Source organism: Rheinheimera sp. F8, assembly GCF_001518915.1.
In genome coordinates, this window is the sequence record NZ_CP013656.1 from 3,228,192 (window position 1) to 3,254,027 (window position 25,836).

Annotated in this window: 26 protein-coding genes; 14 read left to right on the top strand and 12 right to left on the bottom strand. The window is 49.0% G+C overall.

Features of this window, described 5'->3' with window-relative positions:
- The first annotated feature begins 114 nt into the window (after window positions 1–114).
- Window positions 115–453: a YebG family protein gene (locus tag ATY27_RS14415; RefSeq protein WP_208931323.1), complete on the top strand. Its 339-nt coding sequence runs from the start codon at window positions 115–117 to the stop codon at window positions 451–453.
- Between the two features lie 10 nt (window positions 454–463).
- Here the strand turns inward: ATY27_RS14415 and ATY27_RS14420 are convergent, their stop codons facing one another.
- The 5 genes from ATY27_RS14420 to sbcB all read right to left on the bottom strand — a co-directional run bounded on the left by ATY27_RS14420 (window position 464) and on the right by sbcB (window position 6,463).
- On the bottom strand, window positions 464–1,741 hold the full coding sequence (locus tag ATY27_RS14420; RefSeq protein ID WP_208931324.1) for a hypothetical protein: 1,278 nt from the start codon (window positions 1,739–1,741) through the stop codon (window positions 464–466).
- Window positions 1,742–1,803: 62 nt separating this feature from the next.
- Complete coding sequence (locus ATY27_RS14425; RefSeq protein ID WP_208931325.1) at window positions 1,804–2,910, bottom strand: nucleotidyltransferase family protein; 1,107 nt, start codon at window positions 2,908–2,910, stop codon at window positions 1,804–1,806.
- Window positions 2,900–3,763: an HprK-related kinase A gene (locus ATY27_RS14430; RefSeq protein WP_208931326.1), complete on the bottom strand. Its 864-nt coding sequence runs from the start codon at window positions 3,761–3,763 to the stop codon at window positions 2,900–2,902. The genes ATY27_RS14425 and ATY27_RS14430 overlap by 11 nt, the downstream gene beginning before the upstream one ends.
- Window positions 3,764–3,950: 187 nt before the next feature.
- The gene (locus ATY27_RS14435) at window positions 3,951–4,817 is read right to left on the bottom strand and encodes a hypothetical protein (RefSeq protein WP_208931327.1); all 867 of its coding nucleotides are present in this window, start codon (window positions 4,815–4,817) and stop codon (window positions 3,951–3,953) included.
- Window positions 4,818–5,029: 212 nt separating this feature from the next.
- A complete protein-coding gene (gene sbcB / locus ATY27_RS14440; protein ID WP_208931328.1) occupies window positions 5,030–6,463 on the bottom strand; it encodes an exodeoxyribonuclease I in 1,434 nt (477 codons plus the stop codon).
- Window positions 6,464–6,620: 157 nt separating this feature from the next.
- Between sbcB and ATY27_RS14445 the strand changes: the two genes are divergently transcribed.
- A complete protein-coding gene (locus tag ATY27_RS14445; protein ID WP_208931329.1) occupies window positions 6,621–7,547 on the top strand; it encodes an endonuclease in 927 nt (308 codons plus the stop codon).
- Between the two features lie 29 nt (window positions 7,548–7,576).
- On the opposite strand, the gene ATY27_RS14450 is transcribed toward ATY27_RS14445, so the two are convergent.
- Window positions 7,577–7,816: a DUF465 domain-containing protein gene (locus ATY27_RS14450; protein ID WP_208931330.1), complete on the bottom strand. Its 240-nt coding sequence runs from the start codon at window positions 7,814–7,816 to the stop codon at window positions 7,577–7,579.
- 162 nt (window positions 7,817–7,978) lie between these two features.
- Between ATY27_RS14450 and ATY27_RS14455 the strand changes: the two genes are divergently transcribed.
- The 7 genes from ATY27_RS14455 (at window position 7,979) to ATY27_RS14485 (ending at window position 16,420) form a co-directional block, all read left to right on the top strand.
- Window positions 7,979–8,995 (top strand): isoaspartyl peptidase/L-asparaginase, encoded by a 1,017-nt coding sequence (locus tag ATY27_RS14455; protein ID WP_208931331.1) that lies wholly within the window; start codon window positions 7,979–7,981, stop codon window positions 8,993–8,995.
- 97 nt (window positions 8,996–9,092) lie between these two features.
- Window positions 9,093–9,512, top strand: coding sequence for a CBS domain-containing protein (locus ATY27_RS14460; RefSeq protein ID WP_208931332.1), 420 nt, complete (start codon window positions 9,093–9,095; stop codon window positions 9,510–9,512).
- 97 nt (window positions 9,513–9,609) lie between these two features.
- A complete protein-coding gene (gene hrpA, locus ATY27_RS14465; RefSeq protein WP_208931333.1) occupies window positions 9,610–13,494 on the top strand; it encodes an ATP-dependent RNA helicase HrpA in 3,885 nt (1,294 codons plus the stop codon).
- Between the two features lie 67 nt (window positions 13,495–13,561).
- Complete coding sequence (locus ATY27_RS14470; RefSeq protein ID WP_208931334.1) at window positions 13,562–13,957, top strand: response regulator; 396 nt, start codon at window positions 13,562–13,564, stop codon at window positions 13,955–13,957.
- A gap of 68 nt (window positions 13,958–14,025) precedes the next feature.
- Complete coding sequence (locus ATY27_RS14475; RefSeq protein WP_208931335.1) at window positions 14,026–14,325, top strand: PilZ domain-containing protein; 300 nt, start codon at window positions 14,026–14,028, stop codon at window positions 14,323–14,325.
- A gap of 130 nt (window positions 14,326–14,455) precedes the next feature.
- Entirely contained in the window at window positions 14,456–15,814 is a 1,359-nt protein-coding gene (locus ATY27_RS14480; RefSeq protein WP_208931336.1) for a YjiH family protein, read from the top strand.
- A 183-nt stretch (window positions 15,815–15,997) separates the two neighbouring features.
- A complete protein-coding gene (locus tag ATY27_RS14485) occupies window positions 15,998–16,420 on the top strand; it encodes a hypothetical protein (RefSeq protein WP_208931337.1) in 423 nt (140 codons plus the stop codon).
- Window positions 16,421–16,491: 71 nt separating this feature from the next.
- Here ATY27_RS14485 and fur read toward each other — a convergent pair whose 3' ends face one another.
- Window positions 16,492–16,938: a ferric iron uptake transcriptional regulator gene (fur, locus tag ATY27_RS14490; RefSeq protein WP_208931338.1), complete on the bottom strand. Its 447-nt coding sequence runs from the start codon at window positions 16,936–16,938 to the stop codon at window positions 16,492–16,494.
- Between the two features lie 149 nt (window positions 16,939–17,087).
- Between fur and ATY27_RS14495 the strand changes: the two genes are divergently transcribed.
- Together ATY27_RS14495 and ATY27_RS14500 are read left to right on the top strand one after the other, a co-directional pair.
- Window positions 17,088–17,555 carry a DUF4442 domain-containing protein gene (locus tag ATY27_RS14495; RefSeq protein ID WP_208931339.1) on the top strand — a complete coding sequence of 156 codons (468 nt, stop codon included), beginning with the start codon at window positions 17,088–17,090 and terminating at the stop codon, window positions 17,553–17,555.
- Between the two features lie 15 nt (window positions 17,556–17,570).
- Window positions 17,571–17,933 carry a VOC family protein gene (locus ATY27_RS14500; RefSeq protein ID WP_208931340.1) on the top strand — a complete coding sequence of 121 codons (363 nt, stop codon included), beginning with the start codon at window positions 17,571–17,573 and terminating at the stop codon, window positions 17,931–17,933.
- A 77-nt stretch (window positions 17,934–18,010) separates the two neighbouring features.
- Here the strand turns inward: ATY27_RS14500 and fldA are convergent, their stop codons facing one another.
- The 4 genes from fldA to ATY27_RS14520 all read right to left on the bottom strand — a co-directional run bounded on the left by fldA (window position 18,011) and on the right by ATY27_RS14520 (window position 19,885).
- The gene (fldA, locus tag ATY27_RS14505; protein WP_208931341.1) at window positions 18,011–18,541 is read right to left on the bottom strand and encodes a flavodoxin FldA; all 531 of its coding nucleotides are present in this window, start codon (window positions 18,539–18,541) and stop codon (window positions 18,011–18,013) included.
- A gap of 12 nt (window positions 18,542–18,553) precedes the next feature.
- Window positions 18,554–18,841 carry a LexA regulated protein gene (gene ybfE / locus ATY27_RS14510; RefSeq protein ID WP_208931342.1) on the bottom strand — a complete coding sequence of 96 codons (288 nt, stop codon included), beginning with the start codon at window positions 18,839–18,841 and terminating at the stop codon, window positions 18,554–18,556.
- Window positions 18,841–19,062 (bottom strand): DUF2788 domain-containing protein, encoded by a 222-nt coding sequence (locus ATY27_RS14515; protein WP_244151320.1) that lies wholly within the window; start codon window positions 19,060–19,062, stop codon window positions 18,841–18,843. The genes ybfE and ATY27_RS14515 overlap by 1 nt, the downstream gene beginning before the upstream one ends.
- Window positions 19,063–19,123: 61 nt before the next feature.
- A complete protein-coding gene (locus ATY27_RS14520; RefSeq protein WP_208931343.1) occupies window positions 19,124–19,885 on the bottom strand; it encodes an alpha/beta fold hydrolase in 762 nt (253 codons plus the stop codon).
- Between the two features lie 98 nt (window positions 19,886–19,983).
- Between ATY27_RS14520 and seqA the strand changes: the two genes are divergently transcribed.
- The 3 genes from seqA (at window position 19,984) to ATY27_RS14535 (ending at window position 24,934) form a co-directional block, all read left to right on the top strand.
- Window positions 19,984–20,487 (top strand): replication initiation negative regulator SeqA, encoded by a 504-nt coding sequence (seqA, locus tag ATY27_RS14525; RefSeq protein ID WP_208931344.1) that lies wholly within the window; start codon window positions 19,984–19,986, stop codon window positions 20,485–20,487.
- A gap of 107 nt (window positions 20,488–20,594) precedes the next feature.
- Window positions 20,595–22,238, top strand: a complete 1,644-nt coding sequence (gene pgm / locus ATY27_RS14530; protein ID WP_208931345.1) for a phosphoglucomutase (alpha-D-glucose-1,6-bisphosphate-dependent) — start codon at window positions 20,595–20,597, stop codon at window positions 22,236–22,238.
- Between the two features lie 197 nt (window positions 22,239–22,435).
- Window positions 22,436–24,934: a glycogen/starch/alpha-glucan phosphorylase gene (locus tag ATY27_RS14535; RefSeq protein WP_208931346.1), complete on the top strand. Its 2,499-nt coding sequence runs from the start codon at window positions 22,436–22,438 to the stop codon at window positions 24,932–24,934.
- A 68-nt stretch (window positions 24,935–25,002) separates the two neighbouring features.
- Here the strand turns inward: ATY27_RS14535 and ATY27_RS14540 are convergent, their stop codons facing one another.
- The gene (locus ATY27_RS14540; RefSeq protein ID WP_208931347.1) at window positions 25,003–25,743 is read right to left on the bottom strand and encodes a transporter substrate-binding domain-containing protein; all 741 of its coding nucleotides are present in this window, start codon (window positions 25,741–25,743) and stop codon (window positions 25,003–25,005) included.
- Window positions 25,744–25,836: the final 93 nt, after the last annotated feature.

A 25,836-nucleotide genomic window follows, 5' to 3' on the forward strand; every position in this document is an offset into this window, starting at 1 on the left:
GCTATCTTACTGAATTTATTCAGATCCGGCGACAATGAAAAAAATCACAGCAACCACTGGACATAAAAACAGTTAAACTGTATAAATAATCAGTACTCAATCAGGGAGCTAATCATGCCAGTTATCATTCAATATGTCGTGGAACGTGACGGGGAAGCCAAAATGACTTTTGCCAGTAAACAGCAGGCCGACGCCTATGACAAAATGTTAGACCTTGCTGAATTAATGGGCGATTTGTTAGGGCGCAGCCAGATGCTGAATGACAATCAGACCGAGCTATTGTCATTGTATCTGGCACAAAACAAAGATGAATTATTAGCGGCCTTGCAGGGGAAAGCCAAGGCTGTGAAAAAGCCTAAAGACGAAGAGGGCGCATCGACAGAAGCAGGCACGCCAGAGGCGGATGATGCGGCTGAAGACTCAGTGGTCACTGCATTTGCCAGCGCAGCCTGACATCTGCCAATCAGTGAGTAGCTTTCAGCAGATCCAGCGTTGTCTTGAGCTGCTGAAGCTGCAATTCGATCTTTTTCCGGTCTTCTGCGGTTGAAGCTTGTTGCAACTGCTGTTCAGCTATAACGATCTGTTGCTGCAGCGCATTGACGCGCTGTGATTGTTCAGCTTGTATGGATTGTTGTTCAGTTGCAAGTTCAGCCGCAAGGTCGTCTTCTGTGAAGATTTCAACGCTGGAAGTCGTTTGCGTGAGCGGTATGTTGATATTGGTTTTTGCAGGCGCTACCTGTTGCTGCGCTTGCTGTTTCGCATCGTTCAGCGGATCAAGCACAGCAGAAGTCGATTGATCTTTCACTTGCTGGATTTGTTGTTGCGCTTGTTGCTTTGTCTCCATGACTGGACTCAGCACTGCAGATGTTGATTGATCTTTGACTTGCTGGATTTGTTGCTGCGCTTGCTGTTTCGCATCGTTCATCGGATCAAGCACAGCGGAAGTCGATTGATCTTTGACTTGCTGGATTTGTTGCTGCGCTTGCTGTTTCGCATCGTTCATCTGATCAAGCACAGCGGAAGTCGATTGATCTTTGACTTGCTGGATTTGTTGCTGTGCTTGCTGTTTCGCATCGTTCATCGGATCAAGCACAGCGGAAGTCGATTGATCTTTCACTTGTTGGATTTGTTGTTCTGCGTTTCGTTTCGCTTCAGTTAGTGGTGATAACGCATTATCTACTAATGACTGTTGTTTATCCCCTATAAGCGCCTTGGTTTGACCTTTTATATCTTTCAGACCAGTTACAGTATTTACTAATGGCGCTACTTCAGTTGGCACAGGGATTTTGTCTGTAAGTTGTTGTTTGGCTTTATTTAACGCTTGTTGCTGCAGTTTGGCGGGGTCGGTGTAGTCGCTGAGTTCTTGTGGCCACACCGGAATTTGCGCTGCTACTTCCGCATTCAGTTTTTCTGCAAACACCTGAGGAGCGCCGCCACTGACCATTAGCACTGCCATTTGGTTTGTTTCTGAGTTCCATACAAAACCAGCTTTTTCTGCCAGCTCAGGCACAGGTGTATATTTCGACACCACGTAGAATAACGGACCTTCCTGTTGGATTTTATCTGCTGTTTCAAGTAGTTGCACTGCACCTGCATAATGACTGCCTAGTAGCGGTTCGAGTCTTGACTGGATGATGGGTTGTTTAAATAGATTCGCTTCTTTGGGATCCAGGCCAACCATTGGTTTTAACAGCGCCCACATGATTTGGCTTTGTGGCGCGAGTAACAAAGCTGGAGCCACACATTGATTTAACAATGTGAATGAACAGACAACTAAAGCGATACGAATGAACCCGCGTATTTTCAATGTGCATCCCCAGGCCTGGTTTGAGCGTCCAATTCCCGTTGTTTTTTGCCCATTATTTTCCGTTCTTTAAACTGTTCAATAGATTTCGCAACAGAGTGATATATCAATGTAAAAGGCCCCATCTTTAGCAAATGTCCACGAACAAACCAGAAAAAATGAGCTGGTCTATGCCACAAACTTGTATTGTCTAACAAGTGGGTTAGCAAAAACCGCATTTGCCATAATCGATAGTTACTCGCAGCAGGTGCCAGTTGCTGAATCTCAGTAGGAAACTCAATCGCAAAAAGCTGGTTTAATGTGTTTAAAGCATAGAAAACCGCAGCTTGAGCATTAGATTTTTCTGCAGCCTGCAAAATATCAGTAAAACTCTGTCTCGCAATCACTTCCTTATAAAGCAGCTTCAGGTCAACCAGATCTTTTACCAGTTTATGCGTTTCATCCTGGTAAAACAGATGTACAGCTGCATGCATAAAAAGGTACGCAGGAGATGGCACTGAAAATGCACTGCCCGGTAATGCAGAAGCATGATCAATAAGTGGTTCAACCAAGATATTTTCATTAGAAGATATCGGAAACAGATGGTGGTGCAAATCTATGTTAGCACCACGCAGGAAGTGGGTTAGTGGTGGATGTTGATGCGTCCATCGCAAATAGTAACGTCTGTCATATGCAGACATCGTAAATTCAAGATAACCAGCATCTTTTAACATCTGCAAAGCCAATCTGTAATGACTGTCAGGCACTAGGAGATCAATGTCAGAAAATACACGACCACGGGCAAATGCATATCCGTCCACCCGGTAGGCGACACCTTTTACTAAAATAGCTGGTACATTTGAACCGTCGAAGATTTTCTCCAGTTCCAGCATCTCATTTAGTAAAGTTATTTTTTGTTTCTCTGCATAGTGAAATCCAGATACCAGATGATTTTGCACCTGTGCTGGAATCAAATGCCAGATGTCAGCGTCTTTTGCTAAAAAATAACAGCTACCCAATAGCGCATACTGGCGAGCTTCATTAATAAATGCTGTCCACTGCATAAATGACGCTTGCTGACAGTAACCAACTGGAGAACGGGCAAAAGCTAAACATTCACTCTTCATTTAGCAGCGCCTCTATCTGATCTATCGCAAGCTGGCCATCATTGTATTCAAAGCAAAAGCCTTCAACCGACGAACTCATTTGGTACAGTGCGCGAAAGCCACATTCGCCCATCACACTGTAATTAAAGCTATTGACCGCAAGTTGCATAAATAATGCAGACTGTGAAAGCGCATAACCGGATAGGCCTTCAGTTTTAGCGTTGAATTTTGGAAAAATAACCAAACGTGGGATTGCCGTAGTATGACGCTGTGTCCAGCTGACTGTTGTGGGTTGCAGGTAGGCCATAGTGCCTTTATGCGTGCCTTCCGTGCGCTGAAATAGATTTGCTGTAGGGAACAGGTTCTTAATCACCATAAGTGAATTGTTTTTAAGACTAAGTGGTCTCACACAAGGCAAAATATGACCCGTTTCAGGGTCAAGCATGCAATGTTCATCTGATAACAACCGCCAGCCTTGTAACATCATCATCGCGCACAAGGTACTCTTTCCTGAGCCTGGTGGCGCCGGCAGAATCACAGCAAGGCCATTCTTTTCTAACACCGCAGCATGAATGCATAGATAACGGCTTTGGTAAGTCGCCACACACCAGTTTAATCCCCATTCGAACATCGGTACTGCTTGAAAAGGTTCCGCATAGCGAAAATGTTGTTTACCGAGCTTAAATGCCAGGCTCCCGCCAGGTTGCCAAAAGCGGCGTTTAAAATTAACCCCGAAGTCATAAATGCAATCCGAGGAAACGCTTTTCAGAACGTCCGGGACGTAGAGTTCACTTAACTGCGAATACAGGGTTCGGGAGCTGGTTTGGATGAGAAACTTAAATGGAGCAAGGTCGAGGGCAAATGAAGTGGTCATAAAGGCGGGGACTCTGTCTCTCCTGACTGAATTGCCTCTGACGCTGTCTTGACATCCGTGGCATGTGTCCAGCGATTAAAAATGATTTTGTCCGAATTGTCCAGACATTCAACAACGACAAAAGCACTGTCAGATTCAGGAACGAATCCGAGCAGTGCTTCTAAGTATTGCGGTAATGATTTCAAGATCAGAGTGGCGACATGTATAACTTGAACAGTCCGCCTAAATCGTAAAGCTTGCTACGCCCGTTATGGTCAACTTCGTTGCATGCCTTTTTGATAGCGGCAATCAACACATCGGTATCAGGGAAGCAAATTGGGTTATCTTGGAACCGTTTACGATATTCTGGGTGACGTTCCCACAATGAGCCCAGAACTGCTGCCAGAGCATATTGTTGCGGCGTTTCACTGCCAAACAAAATGCCGCCAACTGTTCCCGAAAACTCAGGGATTAGCTTAGAAACATTGCTACCACTTACGAGTACGATATTTGCTGGCAAAAAGAAGCCGGGAATACGAATTTCAGGCTTAATTGGCTTGTCATTTACGAAACCGCTGGTCGGTGAGTTTTTGCAAATAGGGCCGTTTAATTCAGATACGACTGAATCATACCAGTGTTGATAGTTCGATTTGCTGAAATTAATCCGCGTGTATTTGTATTGGGTAACGTTCTTACCTTTAATTTTGACTACTTGCGTTGTATAGGTACACAATGAAGTATTAAACGTACCTAACAGCCAACCGTCGTAATCTTGGCTGAACGCATATTGAATTTCTGAAAGGCTTGACCACTGAGGCCGCTCATAAGCGTTCTTTTTATCTTCAGCTGTTGCTGAAGCTACACCCGATGCTGAATTACTTAAACTTGCATCATCACCAGGTGAACAGTTCAACTCTACACAACCCCAGGCCTTGCCGCTTTTCAGGGACAGCACCACAGGTACACTGACTGCGCTGGCTTGCAATAAAAACTTGCGGCGGGAGAATGCATTTTGCGCTTTACGCTCAGGTTGCTGTTCCATTTGACCTTGTTGCGCTTCATTTTGCTGATTCATCTTGGTACCTCATAGTCCGATTACTTTGCATTAAGCAAAAAGCCTGCCACAAATGTAAATAGCTAATTTTAAACGATTTTATCTTGATTGCGTGCGGTAACTTATGCTTACTGTAAAGCAAATTGACACTGATGTTTTTACATCTGTTATAAAGTGTATTCTACACGGCAATATTTTGCCTCGCTACTGTTGTTTGTATCGAAACAGCGTAGTCAGATGCTGTTGGTATAACTGAATAATTGTTTTAATAAACCTATTGCAGTTGGATCATCTTGCCTTTGCTCTGCGCATTGCTCCAGTTCTAACATGAAATCATCCAAAGTGCGGGCGGGTTGTTCAGCGCCAAATTGTAAACGGTCTTTACAGAATCGCTGCCACTGGGCTAACTCAGCATGATTGAGAGAATGCGGATAATTGCGGGCACGGAAGCGAAACAGCAGATGATTCAGTCGGTCGTCTTGGAATACTGGCGGCGCCAGTGCCAATTGCTGCGGCGATAACTGATGGATTTGCGGCAGCAGCCGACGGTCTTGATCGGAGAGAAACCCTTGGTAAAGACTATAGTCCGGACATTGGCCAGGTTCGGCCGATGATTCCGGCTGATAAATATCTTGCACCAATCGCAACATCAAATCCCGCTGCTGACGCAATAGTTCAAGATGTTGCAGGCACTGTGCCCGGTTTATGCCTAGTTGTTCAGCCCGCTCAGCCGACAGCGTTTTTGCCGGTGCCAATACCGGGCATTTGTTCAGGTGCACTAGTTTTAATGCAGGTCTGATTTCATCGGCAGCCAGCTCACTGGTCTTGGCGTAAAGCCGACGCCGGACTTCATCTGCTGAAAGACTGAACAAAAAACTGGGGTCCTGCTGCAGGTTAAAACAAATCACTGCGTTTTTATTCGTTGGGTGAAAGGCCAGCGGCACAATCCAACTACAACAACCTTGCAGCGCCGGGAACTTTGAAGAAACGTGCACCAGCGGGGTGTGGCCCGCGACATCAATCAGTCCGGTCAGCTTCTGTTTTTGCCGGTGCTGCCATAAATAATCAAATAATCTGGGTTGGACCCGCTTGATTAAACTAGCAAGTGCCACTGTGGCATAGACGTCACTACTGGCGTCATGCGCATTTTGGTGGCTGATATTATTGGCCTTTGTCAGATCTTCCAGGCGAAAACTCGGGCTGCCATCTTCTTTTAAAGGCCATTGAATACCTTCAGGTCGCAAGGCAAAACAGGCGCGAACCACATCGATTAAATCCCAGCGGCTATTGCCATGCTGCCATTCCCGGCCATAAGGATCGATAAAATTACGAAACAGCGTATGCCTTACCATTTCATCATCAAAGCGAATGTTGTTGTAGCCGATGACACAAGAGCCAGGTGTAGCCAGCTGTTCATGCAAATGCCGGATAAATTCGACTTCGGGCAGACCATCGCGCTGGCATTTTTGTGGCGTGATCCCGGTGATCAGCGTCGCTGTCGGTGAGGGTAAATAGTCTGGTGCCAACTGGCAATACGCCATTTGTGGCTCATTAAGCGGCTCAAGATCCAGAGTAGTGCGAAGACCTGCGAATTGGGAAATTCGGTCCTTCTTCGTATCCGCACCCCAGGTTTCCAGATCGTAAAAATAAAACGTTTCAGCGCTCAAACCAGCTTCCTTTGCACCCAATATGCGACAACGAAAATCGCCGCAGTATAAGACAAAGACGTGCGCTTAAAAAGGCTAACTTTCTGCTATGCTGCGCGCCGGGCCTGCGGTTGCCCTACAAGCAGAAGTGAAGAGGTTGTTTGTGTTGTTTCGACTTATGTTAATGCTGGTTTTTATTACACTCAGTACTGACGTGCTGAATGCCGCCCCAGTCGATTTTGACGCGGCTAAACGACTTGCCGCGAGGATTTACGCGGATGAGCGGACTGATTTCTACTGTGACTGTCCAATCCGCTGGAACAGTGGAAAAGCGCAAATCGACCTCAAAGCCTGTGGTTATCAGGTCCGAAAAAATGGCCCCCGTGCTCAGCGGGTCGAATGGGAACATGTTGTGCCGGCACAGCAGTTTGGCGCCAGCCGTGCCTGCTGGAAACAAGGCGGACGCGAGCATTGTGGCGATACTGACCGAAAATTCCGCCAGATTGAAGCCGATTTGTTCAATCTTCGTCCGGCGCTCGGCGAGGTCAATGGCGATCGCGCTCATTTCAGATTTGCAGAATTACCCAATGTGCGGCCCCAGCATGGTGCCTGTCCGATCCGAATAGATTTTAGTCGCCAACTGGCAGAACCTAGGGCCGAAGTGCGTGGTGACATAGCCCGGATTTATTTTTACATGGCAGATCGTTATCAACTCACATTAAGTGAAGCTGAGCAAAAACTGTTTTTACGCTGGCACAGTGAAGACCCGGTAGACCAGCGTGAACTGACCTTGATGCAGCGCACTGCCCAACAGATGGGGCATTCAAATGATTTTGTTACAGGAGAAAAACGCTGGTATCCGGGGTATTTGTCGGCACAGCCGGAACCGGTGGATGCTGAACCAGCCGCGGCATTGCGCCCGCTAAACTCAGCACTGCAGAATTCGAATGTCACTGCGGTGCTCGGCAATAAAAATAGTAAGAAGTATCACCTGCCACAGTGCAGTGGTTATTCACAAATCAAGCACGAAAACCAACAACCATTTGCAACTGAAGCGCAAGCGATAGCGGCAGGATATAAGTTGGCCGGGAACTGCAAAAAGTAACAGCAGCCCTTAGGCTGCTGTGCCCATGTTCAGGCCTGTTGCAGGCTTTTGAATAACTGGTCTTTTAGCTGCAGACGGACCTTTTTCCTGAGTTCCAGATATTCGCCGGACGCAGTTTCCGCACCTTGTTCCAGCCGGAACACTTCGTGGTCTACATCATGATATTCGGCGAACAAGCGGGCAAAGTGGTGGTCGGTGGTTTTCAGTTGATGAATTTTTTCCCGGAATTCAGGAAATTCGTGCACCAAATCATGTTTTTCCAAGCTCATCTCATCTTCCTTCTGCAGCTAATAAACTGCAGGCAGTGTAGGCTGAGATTGGTTCTAAACTCTTGATCTGGCGCAACCTGTGGTGATTTAGTCCCGCAGCTTGGTCACAGATTGAGCAGGCTGAAGTATGGTATCAATATCTAAAAGCGGGGAAACATATCCATGAAACATCAAGCTTCGGCGTTCATCCTAAGCAATCTGTTCGTACTGTCGCTGGCGCAAGCGGCGCCTGCGCCTGTTGGCATCGTGATCCACGGCGGCGCAGGTACCATCTCACGCGACAGCATGACGCCGGCCCAGCAGAAAGCTTATGAATCCACATTAAAACACGCGGTCGATCAGGGCTATCAGATTTTGGCGCAGGGCGGCAGCAGTCTGGATGCGGTCAGCGCGGCTGTCGTAATACTGGAGGATTCACCGTTGTTTAACGCCGGTAAAGGCGCTGTTTATACTTATGACGGCACGCACGAACTGGATGCCGCCATTATGCGCGGCGACAACAGGGCGGCAGGCGCTGTCGCCGGGGTGAAAACGGTAAAAAATCCGATCAGGCTTGCGCGAGCGGTGATGGAGCATTCAGAGCATGTGTTACTAACGGGTTCTGGTGCAGAACAATTCGCTAAATCACAGCAACTGGAATTTGTTGACAACAGTTACTTTGATACTGAATTCCGTTATCAGGCGCTGCAAAAAGCGTTAAAAGCATTGAATAAAACGCCGCATCAGGCGCAGTTGCGGTTAAGCCCGATGTTTCCGATCGAATGGAATGTAGGCACTGTTGGCGCCGTTGCTGTCGATAAGAATGGGCTGTTGGCGGCCGCGACTTCAACAGGAGGTATGACGGCCAAACGTTTTGGCCGGGTTGGTGACGCACCGCTGATTGGCGCCGGAACTTTTGCCGATAATCAAAGCTGTGCGGTATCCGCCACCGGCCATGGTGAATTTTTTATTCGCTATCAGGTTGCAGGGGATATTTGTGCCCGAGTGCGTTATCAAGGCAAAAAAGCAGCCGTTGCAGCAGACGAAGTGATGCAGGAATTAAAAGGTATTGGTGGACTTGGTGGTGTCATTGTTGTTGACCAGCAGGGCGCATTAAGCTGGCATTTAAACACCGAAGGCATGTACCGCGCGAAGCGTCAGCAAGGCAAAGAAGCGGAGGTCGCTATTTTCAAAGATTGATCTGTATCAGCGCATCTGGCTGAATTTGCACTAAGCTTGGGCTGAAGGGTGATAAAAAACCCTTTGTTTCAACCGAAGTTTGAATTGGAGGGGATGCATGAACTTATTAAAAGTGTCTGATCACATGAACCGCCATCCGGTGACGTTTAATCAGGATATGACGCTCGAAGCTGCCGTCGACCGCCTGACTGATGTGGCTGAACTCGGTGGGCCTGTGGTTGATGCGGCACACAAAGTTGTTGGTTTTTTGTCTGAACAGGATTGTCTGGCGCGCATGTTGCTGAGCTCTTATCACGACGAAGGTTTGGCCTATGTCCGGGATTTAATGCGCAAAGATGTCCTGACTGTACATATGAACAGCGGCATTATCGAACTGGCGCAGTTGATGCTCGGATTAAAACCAAAAATTTATCCGGTGGTCGATGACAATGGCGTCTTACAAGGCGTGATCAGCCGCACCGACGTGCTGCGGGCAATCGACCAGGAATTGCACTCTCACTACCGCAAAGTCAGCTGAATCGCTGGCTTTTCTGCCCTTTGATACCAGAGCCGGCGCTGCCGGCTTTGGTCAGTTTGTGCTAGCATAGCTGCCTTATTTTTGCGGGGGCTGTGTTTTGTCTGAGTTATCGCCTGTTGTTGAATTATTACCTGTCAGTGCCTTGTTGGATGCGGTGGCATTTTGTCTGCTCAAAGATCAGTTCCGTTTACGCCGGATGTGCCGGGACCTGGCGAAAACAGCAGACGTGAAGCGGCATACGCAATTACAAGCTGACATCATGTTGTCGCAACAAACCCGTCAGAGCAGAGCACAGGCGATGCCAGCGGTCAGCTATCCGGCTGAGTTGCCGGTCAGCGGCCGGAAAGAGGACATTAAAGCCGCCATAGCCAAACATCAGGTGGTGATTATTGCCGGCGAGACCGGCTCCGGAAAAACCACACAAATTCCGAAAATTTGTCTTGAGCTTGGTCGTGGTATTGCCGGCCTGATCGGCCATACGCAGCCGAGACGGCTGGCCGCACGCAGTGTTGGCCAACGTCTGGCCGATGAACTTGCAGTGCCGCTTGGCCAGCAAGTCGGCTACAAAGTGCGGTTTGGCGACCACACGGGTAGCAATACGCTAGTGAAGCTGATGACCGACGGTATTTTACTGGCGGAAATTCAGCAGGATAAATTCCTCAATCAATACGACACCATCATTATCGACGAAGCGCACGAGCGCAGTCTGAACATTGATTTTCTGCTCGGCTACTTTAAACAGTTGCTGCCTAAACGGCCGGATCTAAAGCTGATTATCACCTCAGCGACTATAGATCCACAGCGATTTTCCCGGCATTTTTCCGATGCGCCGGTACTGGAAGTGTCAGGCCGGACTTATCCGGTCGAAGTGCGCTACCGGCCGGCGACGGAGATGGACGATAAAGATGCCGATCAGTTGCAGGCTATTTTTGATGCTGTCGACGAACTGTATCGCGAGCCGCCAGGTGACATTCTGATTTTCCTCAATGGCGAGCGCGAGATCCGGGATACCGCGGATGCGCTGGAAAAACTTAAACTGCCACATACCGAAGTATTGCCGTTATATGCGCGGTTAAGTGCCGCCGAACAAAACCGTATTTTTCAGAGCCATGCGGGACGGCGTATCGTGTTGTCGACTAACGTGGCAGAAACCTCTTTGACAGTCCCCGGGATCCGTTATGTGATAGATCCAGGCACTGCGCGCATCTCCCGCTATAGCTATCGCTCGAAAGTGCAACAGCTGCCTATTGAAGCGATTAGCCAAGCCAGCGCGAATCAACGCAAAGGCCGCTGTGGTCGCGTCGCTGCCGGTATTTGTATCCGCCTGTACAGCGAAGATGATTTCAACAACCGGGACGAATTTACCGATCCGGAGATCCTGCGTACCAATCTCGCGTCTGTGATCATGCAGATGTTGGCACTAGGCCTCGGCGATATTCAACATTTTCCGTTTCTGCAAAAACCAGACAGCCGGTTTATTAATGACGGCGTGCGGTTACTCGATGAACTCGGCGCACTGAAGACTGAACGCAAACAAGGGCTGCAGCTGACGCCGCTTGGCAGACAACTAAGCCGTTTGCCGATAGATCCGCGATTAGCTCGGATGGTATTAGCCGGGGCAGAGCGCAACTGTCTGGATGAATTGCTGGTGATCACTGCCGCGCTGTCGATCCAGGACCCACGCGAGCGGCCACTGGATAAAAAACAAAAAGCCGATGAACTGCATGGTCGTTTTGCTGATCCGGATTCAGATTTCGCCAGCTGGCTGAAACTGTGGCGCTATTTGCAGGAACAGCAGGACAGCCTGACCAACAATCAATTCCGCCGGTTGTGTAAACAGGAGCTGCTGAACTACTTACGCGTCCGCGAGTGGCAGGATCTGTATGCGCAGCTGTCGCAAGTCGCTGAAGAACTTGCACTAAAAAGTAATAGCACAGCAGCAGACTATCAAAGCATTCATACCGCTATCCTGACCGGGTTGTTGGGCCAAATTGGTAGCAAAGACAGTGAAGCGGATTACATGGGGGCGCGGCAAAGCCGGTTTTTTGTTTTCCCCGGCAGCCATTTATTTAAGCGCAAGCCGAAATGGGTAATGACCGCTGAATTAGTTGAAACCAGTAAGTTGTATGCCAGAACTGTGGCAAAGATCGAACCTGAATGGGTCGAACCGCTGGCACAACATCTGGTCAGCCGTAGCTACAGTGAGCCACATTGGGAGAAAAAACGCGGCGCCGTAATAGCATTTGAGCAAGTGACACTCTATGGCCTGATCATCGTCGGCAAACGCGCAGTGCAATACAGCAAAATCGAACCTGAACTGTGTCACAAAATTTTTGTCCGCGAAGCACTGGTGAATCAGGAGCTGGGCCTGAACGAGCCATTTTTGGCGCACAATGCCCGACTGATTGACGAAGTGACTGATCTCGAGGACAAATCGCGCCGACGTGACATTCTGGTCGACGAAGAAACGCTGGTCGCGTTTTACGCGGAGAAAATACCGGTTCACGCCAACAATCGCATTGACTTTCAGCACTGGTGGAAAACGCAAAAGCAACAAGATGCAAAGTTTCTGAACTTTGATCCGGATATGCTTAAACGCCATGACGCCGGCCACATTACTGACGACAGCTATCCGGAGTTCTGGTCTCAGGGCAATCTGCGATTGCCGCTTGAGTATCATTTCTCGCCGGGCGCTCCGGATGACGGCGTCAGTCTGTGTATTCCACTGGCCTTACTCAATCAGGTACAGGAGCTTGGGTTTGACTGGTTGATCCCCGGTCTGCGCCATGAATTACTGGTGGCGTTGATTAAATGTTTGCCGAAGATGTACCGGCGTAATTTTGTACCGGCACCGAATTATGCCGACGCTTTATTGCAGTCGGTGAGCCCTGATGACGGTCCTTTATTAACCACTGTCACGCAACGCTTAAAACGGATGAGTGGCATTACCATCGCTGACGATGCCTGGGAACTCAGTGAGTTGCCTGTGCACTTAAAAATGAATTTTAAAGTGACTGATGACAAAGGCAGCGTCATTGCCCAACACCGGTCGCTGGCCGTGTTAAAACAACAGCTGCAGGGGCAGGTACAGGAAACCCTGAGTCTGGTGGCAGAACAGGGCATTGAACAACAACAACTGACCGACTGGAGCTTTGGTGAGCTACCACGCGAGTATGTCCGGTTGCAGGCTGGCTATGAAATCAAAGCTTTCCCGGCGCTGGTGGATCAAAAACACAGTGTGGCAATCCAGCTGCTGGATAGCCCGGAACAGGCCGCCGCGCAGTCACGGCTCGGCTTACGCCGCCTGATGCTGCTGAATTTACCATCGCCGGTAAAGTACCTGCAGGAGAATCTGCCGAATAAAGCCAAATTAGGGCTCTATTTTAACCCGTTTGGCAAGGTGCTGGAGTTGATTGACGATTGTATCGCTGCCGGTATTGATCATTTGGTAGGCCAACATTCGTGGCCACACAATCAACAGGAATATCTGCAGTTGCGGGACGCGGTTCGGGCTGAGCTTGGCGATACCGTGCTCGCCGTGGCCATGCAGGTAGAACAAATTCTGACAGTGGGGCATGAGATCAGTAAAAAGCTGCGCGGGCGGATGGATTTGGCGCTCGCGTATGCAAACGCTGATATTAAGCAACAGCTCGATGCATTGATATTTAAAGGTTTTGTCAGCGAATTTGGTGCAACACGGCTCGATGACATCAAACGCTATTTGCTGGCACTGCAAAAACGGCTGGAGAAACTGCCAGTTGATCCGCAGCGTGACCGGCTGCAGATGCATGAATATGAGAAAGCAGCTGACGCCTACCAGCATCTATTGGGCAAGTTTGCCGGTAAGCCTGTGCCAGAACCGGTACGGGACATTCGCTGGATGCTCGAAGAGCTGAAAGTATCATTGTTTGCTCAGCAGCTGGGTACACCATATCCAATTTCGTCGAAGCGCATTTTGCTGGCGGTTCAGGAGCTTAAGTAGCAGCTAGCTTGTCGCTGGCAGAAAATTAAGCTACAACCTTTCAGGCGGTAACAATAAGGATATGGCCATGGCAGGTGCTGAGTACAAAGTTGAGACAAAAAAAGTACTGTTAGTGGACGATGAATCATTTAATCTGGCGTTGTTGCGTCTGGCGTTGCCCGCATCACACTACCAGCTAAGTTACGCTGCTCAGGGCCAGACAGCGTTGACGATGATCCATGAAGATAAACCCGATTTAATTTTACTGGATATTCTGATGCCGGGATTAACCGGCATCGACTTGTGTACGTTGCTGAAACACAATCCACTGACTGCTGATATCCCGGTGATCATGTTGTCCGGACTGGATTCACCCGCGGATGCACGCGCAGCCAGCGCGGCTGGTGCCTTAGGCTTTATCCCAAAGCCTTTTTCAGCAGAAAAAATTTTATGGCAGATTGAGCAACTGACGGGCTGGTGCTGATGCTGGCGCTTTACACTGTTGTCAGAAAGCTTTATAACAAATGCGGTCGGCCTTAGACGAGACAAGCCATGCTGAGCAGAAACGATAAACGAAATTACTTTCGGATGATGGTTAATACTGAAGTCCAGATGATGATCAATGATCCGGAATCAGGCAGGATGTTAAGTGGCATCTGTCGGGATTTAAGCGCAACAGGTATGGCCGTTGAAGTAGACGAGCCATTGGAGATGGGCACGCTGATCCATCTGCGGCTGGAATCCAATAACAGCTCCGTCGTCCCACTCGACGCACATGCCAAAGTAGTGCGTTGCACGCAGGAATCAGAGGATCTGTACCAAATAGGTTTAACCTTTATCGAGCTCAACTAGGCGGAACTTGTTGAGCAAAAAAAACTAATTAATGCCTGATTTTTCGGCGAACCAGCCGAAGCCACGTGACAGTGACAGTCGTTTTGATTAGGCTGTGCCGCCTGTAACTGACCAACACTGATGTTTCATCATGCCCGTATCTGAAAACTACTCAACCTTACGCAACTGGCTCATTCTGCTGTTGCCGTCGTTACTCGGTGTGTTTTTATTTATGACACCAATCCCTGCCGAAAAAGGCCTGACCATTCCGGTCGCTGTGATGGCCAATTTACTCAAAACGACGCTGGGTTCCGGGATGCCCTATCTGTTGGCGTTTATCGTCACAATGTCTGCAATATTGACTGTGGGCATCAAGCTATTCAAACCCACACGGATACCGCCAAGCAGCTTCGCCGGCAAATTATTTAGTCCGGGTTGGGGTTGGGTGATGGTGCGTGTGCTCGGCGCGATGTTGTTGTTGTTGGTGCTGTCCGGCCAGGGGCCGGCATTTGTCACCAGTCAGGCGACAGGGGCTTTAGTATTAAACGACTTGCTGCCAGTGTTACTATGTGTGTTTGTATTTGCCGGATTACTACTGCCATTGCTGCTGAACTTTGGCCTGCTGGAATTCATCGGCACTTTAATGACGAAAATCATGCGGCCTATTTTTCGTTTGCCAGGCCGCTCGGCGGTCGATTGCATCGCATCCTGGATTGGTGATGGTAGTGTCGGGATCTTACTAACCAGTAAACAATATGAAGCTGGTTTTTATACAGCACGGGAAGCGGCTGTGATCGGAACTACATTCTCAGCGGTGTCGGTCACGTTCTGTATTGTGGTACTGGGCCAGGTCCGGCTTGAACATATGTTCTTGCCATTTTATGCCACCATTTGTACGGCTGGTCTGGTCGCAGCGATTGTCCTGCCATATTTGCCGCCACTGCGCGGTAAGCCCGACACATATATTGATGGCATTGATCATATGCGTGCTGAAGGGGGGCAGTTTAGCCAAACGTCAGTGTTCAGCCGGGCGGTTGCGCACGGCTTGCACCGCGCCAGTCAGGCCAGTGGATTTCGTGCGACGTTGCGGGAAGGCGTTGAAGCAGTGCTGGATATGTTGTTTGGCGTTTTACCGGTAATCATGGCGGTCGGCACTTTGGCACTGGTCATCGCCGAACATACGTCGGTGTTCAGTATCCTTGGTGCGCCATTTGTACCCTTGTTAGAGCTGTTGCAAATTCCGTATGCGGAACAGGCAGCAAAATCAGTAATGGTAGGTTTTGCCGATATGTTTGTTCCCTCTATTCTAGTCAGCGAAGTCCCTAATGAGCTGACCCGGTTTGTTATCGCCGCATTATCAGTCACTCAGCTTATCTACATGTCAGAGGTCGGAGCGTTACTGCTGGGCAGTAAAATACCGGTCACATTGCTGGATTTGTTTGTCTTATTCATTTTGCGCACGCTGGTCACGTTGCCAGTCATTGCCGGAATGGCTCACCTGCTGTTTTGAAGTTAAAAATCCGTTAGAACGGAGCTGAATTGCAATGCGTCGGCGCTGCAATTCATCTCTGCTGACAATTTTTGTACATCTGAATCATTCGCATTGCTTGACTGTCGCGCAGAGATTGATAATCTGTTTGCCTTACACCGAATTAACATTCAGGTCTATTGGTCTGATTTCAGGGAAGTTCCGATGTCTATGTTACGCGTTCTTATGGTGTTGACGGCTCTGTTGCTGGCAGCCTGCAGTCAAACACCACCATCAAACCAAAACTTACTGACGGAACTGGATGGACCGCTTGCTCAGATGCAGGTTGATGGCCGCCAGCTTTACCAGCGTATGCAAAAACTGACACTGGACAAAAGCTGTACCACAGATCAGCAGTGTCAGGTGCTGGGGATCGGTTCAAGACCTTGTGGTGGACCTGAACAGTTTCTGCTGTTTTCTACACAACAGACTGACCAAAAAATGCTGACGATCACCAACGACAGATACACCCGGATCCGTCAGGAACAACAACAACGATTGGGTCTACGCAGTACCTGCCAGCAATTAATGGCGCCGGTGCCGGCATGTCGCCAGCAACAGTGCGTGCTGCTGGATGTCAGTCACTGATATAACCTCTGTGCTGTCAGATCTATAAAAAAAGCCGCATTACAGCGGCTTTTTTTATACATGCGTGTTACTTATTTATGTTGGGTCGTTTTGAACTGATCACAGGCGGCTTTATCAACACACTCCCCATACAGATACAGACTGTGATGGGTCAGCTTGATACCGTTTTTTTCCGAGATCTCGAGCTGTTTACGTTCGATTTCATCATCTTCAAATTCAATGACTTTGCCGCAATTCAGACAAACCAGATGATCATGATGGTCAATCCGGCTCAGTTCAAAGACTGATTTTCCGCCTTCAAAATGATGACGGGTTACGATACCAGCATCGTCAAACTGGTTTAAAACTCGATAGACAGTGGCCAGACCGATGTCTTCTCCGATCTCCAGCAGAATTTTATACACGTCTTCTGCGCTGATGTGTTGATGAGAAGGATCCTGCAGGATCTCCAGAATCTTTACGCGGGGCAGCGTGACTTTTAAACCTGCTTTACGCAGCTCGCTGTTATGATCAGGCATGTGGGCATCACTTAAAAATAAGGGTTGACCGATTATAAGGCTATTATTCGTTTGAGGAAAAGCGAAAAATGGCGATGATGGCTGAACGCTGGTCAGTCGTAAAAAATATCAGCATAATAAGAGGACAGACCAGTTACAGGTAAACCTAAATGAAATGGGCGTTTCAACCCGCAGTAATGCGACATTTGTTAAATTTCTGGCCACCATTCTGGTTCAACGGCATTCGGGTGGCTGAACTTGCCAGCGATTATCGTTATGCCAGGGTGACTCTTAATGATCGGCCCTGGCGACGCAATATCAACAGCACTCAGTTTGGCGGCGCGATGTTTGCGATGACCGATCCAATTTATCCGTTGTTACTGATGGGGGCGATGGGCAAGACCTACATGGTCTGGGACAAAAAAGCGGATATTGATTTCATCCGGCCAGGACGTGGCACTTTGACCGCCGAGTTCTGGTTACACGACGCCACCATCAACGAGATCAAAGCAGCGACAGAGGATGGCCAGAAATATTTTCCGCAGTTTCTGGTGCTGGTAAAAGACAAAGCCGGTGAAGTGGTTTGTGAAGTGAACCGGACCGTCTATATTCGTAAGAAACCACAACACAGAGAATAAACAGGCAGGACTTTAATGCTCGGACTTCGTACAGTGATTTATCCGGTAGCCGATCTCGCTGCCGCCACCGCTTGGTATCAGCAGGTATTTCAAACCGCCCCCTATTTTGAACAACCCTTTTATGTTGGATTTAGCATCGGCGGTTTTGAATTGGGTCTGGTGCCGGATGGACAACCGAGCCTTGACGGCCAGGTGGTGTATTGGGGGACGGGTGATATTGAATCTGAAGTGGAACGGGTGCGGGTATTGGGGGCGCACATAGTCGCACCAGTCACGGACGTCGGCGATGGTATCCGGGTAGCGAGTCTTGCTGACCCATTTGGCAATGTCCTGGGTTTGATCGAGAACCCGTTATTTGATGCAGCGCAAGTACGCTAACTGAATGATCTCACCATCGCCAGAACGACAAAGCCACCTGACGGTGGCTTTGTTTTTTATCGGCTAAAAATCTGCGCTCACAGACCTTCGAGGTCTTTCAGACTCAGCTCGTCATAAATCTGCTTACACCATTGTTTGATGCGGGTATCGCTCAGTTCAGGCTGGCGATCTTCGTCAATGCCTAAACCGACAAAATGGTCATTGTCGACCAGCGCTTTGGACGCAACAAAGTTATAGCCTTTCGTTGGCCAATGACCGACGATAATGGCGCCTTTTGGCTCAATAATGTCGCGTAAAGTGCCCATCGCATCGAGGAAGTATTCCGCATAATCTTCCTGATCACCACAGCCAAAAATAGCCACCAGCTTATTATTGAAATCGATGTTTTCCAGCTCAGGGAAAAAATCATCCCAGTCACACTGCGCTTCGCCGTAGTACCAGGTCGGGATGCCAAACATCAGCAGATCATATGCGGCGATGTCTTCTTTTGAACTCTTGGCAATGTCATGCACTTCGAGCAGATTTTTACCCAGTTCTTTTTGGATTTGTTTTGCAACATGCTCGGTGTTACCGGTGTCGCTGCCAAAGAAAATACCTACGGTCGCCATAATTAAGCCTTCTTACTTTGTTACCACTGGCTTTGCTAACGCCTGAGTTAACAGTTGTTCGATCAATGCACTGCGGGTGGTTTGCAGTGCCTGTGCTCTTGCGTCGAGTTTTTGATACAGGTCTTCCGGTATCTTGGTCTCAATGCGTTTTAAACCTTTGCTGCGATCCCGGCGCACCTGATTCCGTTTATTCAGCTTCAGTTGCTCTTCGCGCGGCAGCGGATTGGTTTTGGGTCGGCCTGGTCGTTTTTCATGAGCGAACAGGTCGATGGTGGTTCTGTCGCTGGAAATCTTTGCCATCAGCCCATGCCCTGCGACTCATATATCACCTGGATAATGCCTTTGGCGATAAAACCAAAACACCCCAGGAATAATACCAGCCAGACGAAGATCCGTCCGAATTTCGGCACATCACCTTTTTTTAATACGTCCTGGATCGCCATTCCGATGAGAAAAAACAACACGGCGAGCGCAAACCAGGTTCCAAACGTTTCAATTTGTTCCATGTACTGATTTAACATGACGGAAACCTTCAAAAAAAACCCGCGCAATATACCACAAAGGTACGCGGAAAATATTGCGTCAACTCAATAAAAAGTCAGCAGTAATTTTGGCAAAAGCCGCCGGCTTTTCGGCATGTAACCAATGCCCGGTGCCCTCGATGATTTTGGCTTTAACATCAGGAAACAGCTGGCGGATATAAGCCTGATGTTCCGGCAGCAGATAGTCTGAATTGCCACCTTTGATGAACAAAGTGGGGCCGGTATATGGGCCCGTAGCATCCGGCGCTGCCAAAACCTGCTGGTATTGTGCCGTAAGAACCGCGAGATTAAATCGCCATTGGAACCCATGGTCGCCTTTGATCAGGCTTTTTAACAGAAAAGCACGGGTGCCGGCGTCAGCGATAGCGGTTTGTAACTGGACATCGGCCTGTTTGCGATCTTGTAGTGTGCTGAGATTGATTTGGTTTAACGCCTGCAAAATACCAAGATGACGTGGCTGACTAATCACCGGGGAAATATCGGCTAACACCAGTTTGCTGACCCGCTCTGGTTGACTCAGTGCCAGCTGCATCGCCGCTTTGCCGCCCATTGAATGGCCAAGCACCGCCGCTGAAGAGATCTGCAATGCATCCATGGTGTCGATTAAATCCTGCGCCATTAACGCATAATTCATTTCATTGCTGTGGCCGGAGCGGCCATGGTTACGTAAGTCAACATTGATAATGCGAAATTGATCGGCCAATAACCGTGCGATCATGCCAAGATTTTCATAGCTGCCGAACAGGCCATGAATTAATAACAACGGAGTCCCTTGGCCTGTGATGTCGGTATGTAATATCATGGATTTCCTCTTGATTCTGCCGCGATCCCATCAGATGAGGGTATTGTCCATAACGGGCACGCGGGCACTGTCATTTTGGGTCTTATAAAGGTAATTACATGAACACAATAGAAATAGATGACGAGCTCTACCACTTTATTGCCGGTCAGACCCAACGCATTGGCGAAAGTGCCAATGACATCTTGCGGCGCATTCTACTCAATAAGCAATCTGTTGCCCAGCAACCTGCTGCAAGCGCAGTTGTCGCAGAAAATTCAAAATCCTCACAGAAAGTCTTTGATATCCTGAGCAAACAGGATCTGCAGGCTGAGTTATCTGTCGTAGGGCGTTTTTTGATTATCCTGTCGGCGTTGTCGCGCGCGCACAAGCAAGATTTTGCTCAGGTGCTGGACATCAAAGGCCGTAACCGCGTGTATTTTGGCCGCAACGAAGCCGATTTGCTGGAAGCGGGTAGCAGCACCAATCCGAAACAAATACCCAACAGCGAGTTTTGGGTGATCACGAATTCGAATACGACCCGTAAAAAAATGATGCTAACAGAAGCCGCGCTGAAACTGGGCTACAGTGCTGAAGAAGCAGAGACTATCCGCGATTTTCTCTGAATGGCCGGCATTAAAGCATTCAGTGCACAAATGCTGCGGGTAGCAACATAGCGCCGGGGGCAAATTACCGGTTGATGTGCAGGAACGTGAATTAATAAGGAAGCATCATGTCATTACATCCATTAGCTGGCCAGCAAGTCCTGCGGACAATGCTGGAGAATATTCCCCGTCTTTGCAGTTATTATTACACGCTGAGCCCGGACATGGCGGATGCAACGCAGCGGGTGGCCTTCGGTACATCCGGCCATCGTGGTTCGGCAAGTCTGGGCTCGTTTAACGAAGCGCATATTCTGGCAGTGTGCCAGGCGGTCGCTGAATACCGTTCTGCACAAGGTATCAAAGGGCCGATGTTTGTTGGTAAAGATACCCATGCACTGTCGGAGCCGGCCTTCCAGACTGCGTTGCAAGTGTTGATCGCCAATGGCGTCACGGTAAAAATGCAACAGGGCTACACGCCGACACCAGTCATTTCACATGCAATCCTGACCTTTAACCGCGAAAAACCGCAGGCGCTGGCAGATGGCCTGATTATCACGCCATCACACAATCCGCCGTCAGACGGTGGTATTAAATATAATCCGCCTCATGGCGGGCCTGCCGATACTGATGCGACCAGCTGGATTGAACAACGCGCCAATTTGCTCATCGAACAGGGACTTACTGCGGTTAAACGCGTCAATCTGACCGACGCACTGGCCAGTGTGTTGTGCCAGACGCATGATTACATCAGTGCCTATGTCGAGGATTTGCAACACGTCGTGGACATGGACGCTATCCGCGCAGCGGGCGTCAGCATAGGTGTCGATCCATTGGGTGGTTCCGGTCTGGAGTATTGGCCGGTGATCGCCAGACGTTATGGTTTGAATCTGACCGTAGTGAATGACCACATTGATCCCAGTTTTGCTTTTATGCCATTGGATAAAGACGGTAAAATCCGCATGGACTGCAGCTCGCCATGGTCGATGGCCAACCTGATTAAACTTAAAGATGATTTTGACATCGGGATTGGCAATGATGCGGATTTTGACCGGCATGGCATCGTCACCCGCACCGGTGGCCTGTTGAATCCGAATCATTATCTTGCTGTCGCTATCGACTACCTGTTGGCGCATCGTCCTGGCTGGTCTGCTGACGTGAAAATTGGTAAGACGCTGGTATCCAGTGCCTTGATTGATCGCGTCGTTGCCGGTCAACAACGCGAACTGTATGAAGTACCCGTTGGTTTTAAATGGTTTGTGCCAGGATTATTTGACGGCAGTCTTGGTTTTGGCGGTGAAGAAAGTGCTGGCGCCAGTTTCCTGCGCTTTGACGGTTCGGTTTGGTCCACCGACAAAGATGGTTTTATCCTTGGCTTGCTGGCTGCTGAGATTGTTGCCAAAACAGCGCAGGATCCTTATCAACGTTATATCAGTCTGACTAAAACATTTGGCGCACCGCTGTACCGCCGGCTGGATGCACCGGCCTCACTGGCGCAAAAAGCAGCATTGAAAAAACTTGATGTGTCCAGCGTCACGCAAACGACGCTTGCCGGTGATGATATTCTCGCAGTCATGACCAAAGCGCCGGGCAACCAGGCGGATATTGGTGGGGTCAAAGTCGTCACGGCCAATGGCTGGTTTGCAGCGCGGCCATCAGGGACTGAAAACAGCTATAAGATTTATCTGGAAAGCTTTATCGATGCTGAGCATCTGGATTTATTGGAACAGGACGCAAAAAACTTCGTTGCTGCGGTATTTGGCAGCGCAGACTGATTGTCAAGGCTTTGCATTCGTATGTAATTAGGTTACAGAATGCAAAGCAACATCGTTAGATTCTTGCTTTATCATGGCCTATTCTGTAATTTTGTTACACGTTTATTTTCGTCTGGACTTTCGAGGTTAATCGGTTAAGATCCAGAGAATGCAAATTTTTACCGAGTCAACGGACTCTCACCAGCTGGAACCACATTATGAACGCCAAAGTTGCGACTGCTCCTGAAACGACCGCTGTTGGTCAACGGCCAAATGCCATCGAATTAAAAGAACGTATTGTCCGCCACTTACACAGCACACTTGGTACAGACGTGAATAAGGCCAGTCCACAAGCCTGGTGGCGTGCAACTTGCGCATCGATCAATGAATATGTGTTTGATGGTCTGCGTAACACTCAGCGCACTCACTATCAGCAAAATACCCGCGCGGTGCATTATTTTAGCCTGGAGTATCTGATGGGGCGGTTGTTCAGCAACAACCTGCACAATCTGGGTTTTTATGAAGAAGCAAAGCAGGCACTGCTGGAGCTCGGCATTAATATTGCCGATCTGGAAGAGCAGGAAGAGGATATGGCACTCGGCAACGGTGGTCTGGGCCGGCTGGCGGCGTGTTTCATCGACTCGCTGGCGACGCTGAACTACCCGGCCATTGGTTATGGCATTCACTACGAACATGGTCTGTTTAAACAGGAATTCCAGCACGGTATGCAAATCGAGCGGCCGGATTCCTGGCGTGAATACGGCAACCCATGGGAAATTTGCCGGCCGGAATCAGCGCAGGAAATTTCAGTCTACGGTTATGTTGAAACTGTCTATGACCTGCAGGGCCGGATGAAAAAAGTCTGGCACCCGGGCCGGATCATCAAGGCGGTGCCTTGGGATATCCCGGTGGTTGGTTACAACGGCAGCTCTGTCAACGTGTTGCGCTTGTGGGAGAGCCGTGCCAGTGATTTCTTTAACTGGGACGTATTTAACTCAGGTGGTTATATCGATGCCGCACGCGAGAACATCGAAGCGGAAACCATTTCCAAAGTACTGTATCCGAACGATGAAACCGAAGCAGGTAAAGAGCTGCGGTTAATCCAGCAATATTTCTTCTGCTCCAGTTCACTGAAAGACATTATTCGGCGCTACAAGCGGGCGCATGGTGATGACTGGTCACAGTTTGCCAAACAAGTGGTGATCCAGTTAAACGACACACACCCAACAGTAGCTATCCCTGAACTGATGCGGATTTTAGTCGACCGCGCTGAGATGACCTGGGACGACGCCTGGAACATCTGTCAGCATGTATTTGCCTACACTAACCACACGCTGTTACCAGAAGCGCTGGAACGCTGGCCGGTGCGGTTGTTCGAAAAAGTACTGCCGCGGCATCTGGAAATCATTTATGAAATCAACCGCAGGTTCCTGGTGGAGCAGGTTGATGTGCGCTGGCCTGGCGATGTCGAGAAAAAACGCAAACTGTCGATTATCGAAGAAGGTCACGAACCGATGGTCCGGATGGGGCATTTATGCGTGGTCGGTTCGTTCCGGGTCAACGGTGTTGCTGAAATCCATTCGCAGCTGGTCAAATCTGACCTGTTCCCGGAAATGGTTGCTCTGTGGCCAGAGAAATTCACAAACATCACGAACGGCGTGACGCCGCGGCGCTGGTTAAAAGCCTGTAATCCACGTTTGGCAAAGCTGTTGGATAACACTATCGGTACTACCTGGCCAACACAGTTAACTGAACTGGCCAAGTTAAAAGCCTATGCTGATGACCCAGCCATGCAAGACGCCTTTATGGCGATCAAACAACAAAACAAAGCAGAACTTGCCACTGAAGTTAAGAAACTGACGGGTGTCGATATCGACCCGCACGCGCTGTTTGATGTGCAGATTAAGCGCTTGCACGAATACAAACGTCAGCATCTGAACCTGTTGCATATCCTGGCGTTGTATCGCCGGATCTTGCAGAACCCGGATTATGACATGGTACCGCGCGTGTTCCTGTTTGGCGCGAAGGCCGCACCTGGCTATAAGCTTGCCAAAGAAATTATCTATGCGATTAATAAAATTGCCGACAAGATCAACCACGATAAACGCGTGAAGAATCGGATCAAAGTGGTATTGATGCCGAACTATCGCGTCAGTCTGGCGGAGAAAATGATCCCGGCCGCCGACGTGTCTGAACAAATTTCGACGGCAGGCAAAGAGGCATCCGGCACCGGTAATATGAAACTGGCGTTAAACGGCGCGGTAACGGTTGGTACGCTGGATGGCGCTAATATCGAAATTGCGGAAGAAGTCGGGCTCGACAACATCGCAATTTTTGGTTTGACCGTGGATGAAGTTAAAGCGCTGTACGAAAAAGGCTATAACAGTCACGACTATTATCTGAACAATCCAGAACTGAAGGCGATTTTGGACTGGTTAGAAACCGATTATTTCACGCCGGGTAAGCCGGGTGAACTGGCTGCGATCAAACGTAGTTTGCTTGAGGGTGGTGACCACTATCTGGTCATGGCAGATTTTGCTTCGTACTGTGACGCGCAACAGAAAATTGATGAATGGTATCGGGACCGCAATGGCTGGGCACGTAAAGCGATGCTCAATACCGCCAGCGTGGCGAAGTTTAACTCGGACCGTTCAATCGAAGATTATGTGCAGAAAGTCTGGCAGTTGCAGCGCTGCGTGGTTGCGGTAAAACCCTGATCGGGGTTGATGCCGGCATCTAAGAAAGAAGCCCCTTAAACGGGGCTTTTTCATTGCAGATCCTGCGTTTATGGCAATTCAGAAAACCACAACCCTGCTGCGTCCAGCTCGGCAATGGCCTGCTCCAGTTGACGTTTTTGCGCAAACAACATCGAGTTTTTACTAAAACCAGCCGACACTTTAGTTTGTGCCAGCCTTAATGGCGTAATAGTTAACTGGTGATATTCCGGAAAATTGGCAATGGCAAATTTCAGGTAATCTAAATCTTCTACTAGCCCTTGCGCCCGGTCCTTTAATACCAGTTCGTTTTTTACACGGCGTTCGGCAACCTCCAGCGTCTTTTGGCGGAATTTACTCTGCTGTAATAACTGCATCATCGGCTCACCCATGTAGCTGCCTTGGGTCAGTGCAATAATGCCCGGGAATTCAACAAGTTTTGGCAGCTTTTGTAATTGTTGCCATTGCGGGTCGGTCAACGTCGTGGCAAATGCCAGTTTCTCCAGATGATGCGGGCGACTGAACCATAAAAACGTCTCGCGGGCTGGCGTGGGTGTCAGGTTGAACATCAGGTCGAGGTCACCTTGTTGCAGCAAAATTAACGCTCTGGCCCAGGGCACATCATAAAATCGCACACCACAATTGAGTTTTTGCGCCAACCGTTGTGATAAAACCACCCGACTGCCAAGCCATTCCCCGTCCTTTTGATAAGAATAGGGCGGAAAATCACTGACCTGCACCCGCAGTACACAGGCTTGCGCTGAGATGGGGAAGGTAAGCAGTACACAACAATAAAGTAATATCCAACGCATCTGCGTCTCCGGATGCCGGGATTTTTATTCAGTAAAGCAGAAGGCGACTTGACTGTCAGCCACTGCCTGTCCGTGCCCACAGATAAACTTTTA

Excerpts from the sequence above, each read along its gene's own strand:
- ATY27_RS14415 (WP_208931323.1), top strand. The coding sequence starts at position 115 with ATGCCAGTTATCATTCAATATGTCGTGGAACGTGACGGGGAAGCCAAA.
- ATY27_RS14425 (WP_208931325.1), bottom strand. The coding sequence starts at position 2,910 with ATGAAGAGTGAATGTTTAGCTTTTGCCCGTTCTCCAGTTGGTTACTGT.
- ATY27_RS14430 (WP_208931326.1), bottom strand. The coding sequence starts at position 3,763 with ATGACCACTTCATTTGCCCTCGACCTTGCTCCATTTAAGTTTCTCATC.
- ATY27_RS14435 (WP_208931327.1), bottom strand. The coding sequence starts at position 4,817 with ATGAATCAGCAAAATGAAGCGCAACAAGGTCAAATGGAACAGCAACCT.
- ATY27_RS14445 (WP_208931329.1), top strand. The coding sequence starts at position 6,621 with ATGTTAATGCTGGTTTTTATTACACTCAGTACTGACGTGCTGAATGCC.
- ATY27_RS14450 (WP_208931330.1), bottom strand. The coding sequence starts at position 7,816 with ATGAGCTTGGAAAAACATGATTTGGTGCACGAATTTCCTGAATTCCGG.
- ATY27_RS14455 (WP_208931331.1), top strand. The coding sequence starts at position 7,979 with ATGAAACATCAAGCTTCGGCGTTCATCCTAAGCAATCTGTTCGTACTG.
- ATY27_RS14460 (WP_208931332.1), top strand. The coding sequence starts at position 9,093 with ATGAACTTATTAAAAGTGTCTGATCACATGAACCGCCATCCGGTGACG.
- ATY27_RS14470 (WP_208931334.1), top strand. The coding sequence starts at position 13,562 with ATGGCAGGTGCTGAGTACAAAGTTGAGACAAAAAAAGTACTGTTAGTG.
- ATY27_RS14475 (WP_208931335.1), top strand. The coding sequence starts at position 14,026 with ATGCTGAGCAGAAACGATAAACGAAATTACTTTCGGATGATGGTTAAT.
- ATY27_RS14480 (WP_208931336.1), top strand. The coding sequence starts at position 14,456 with ATGCCCGTATCTGAAAACTACTCAACCTTACGCAACTGGCTCATTCTG.
- ATY27_RS14485 (WP_208931337.1), top strand. The coding sequence starts at position 15,998 with ATGTCTATGTTACGCGTTCTTATGGTGTTGACGGCTCTGTTGCTGGCA.
- fur (WP_208931338.1), bottom strand. The coding sequence starts at position 16,938 with ATGCCTGATCATAACAGCGAGCTGCGTAAAGCAGGTTTAAAAGTCACG.
- ATY27_RS14495 (WP_208931339.1), top strand. The coding sequence starts at position 17,088 with ATGAAATGGGCGTTTCAACCCGCAGTAATGCGACATTTGTTAAATTTC.
- ATY27_RS14500 (WP_208931340.1), top strand. The coding sequence starts at position 17,571 with ATGCTCGGACTTCGTACAGTGATTTATCCGGTAGCCGATCTCGCTGCC.
- fldA (WP_208931341.1), bottom strand. The coding sequence starts at position 18,541 with ATGGCGACCGTAGGTATTTTCTTTGGCAGCGACACCGGTAACACCGAG.
- ybfE (WP_208931342.1), bottom strand. The coding sequence starts at position 18,841 with ATGGCAAAGATTTCCAGCGACAGAACCACCATCGACCTGTTCGCTCAT.
- ATY27_RS14515 (WP_244151320.1), bottom strand. The coding sequence starts at position 19,062 with ATGTTAAATCAGTACATGGAACAAATTGAAACGTTTGGAACCTGGTTT.
- ATY27_RS14520 (WP_208931343.1), bottom strand. The coding sequence starts at position 19,885 with ATGATATTACATACCGACATCACAGGCCAAGGGACTCCGTTGTTATTA.
- seqA (WP_208931344.1), top strand. The coding sequence starts at position 19,984 with ATGAACACAATAGAAATAGATGACGAGCTCTACCACTTTATTGCCGGT.
- pgm (WP_208931345.1), top strand. The coding sequence starts at position 20,595 with ATGTCATTACATCCATTAGCTGGCCAGCAAGTCCTGCGGACAATGCTG.
- ATY27_RS14535 (WP_208931346.1), top strand. The coding sequence starts at position 22,436 with ATGAACGCCAAAGTTGCGACTGCTCCTGAAACGACCGCTGTTGGTCAA.
- ATY27_RS14540 (WP_208931347.1), bottom strand. The coding sequence starts at position 25,743 with ATGCGTTGGATATTACTTTATTGTTGTGTACTGCTTACCTTCCCCATC.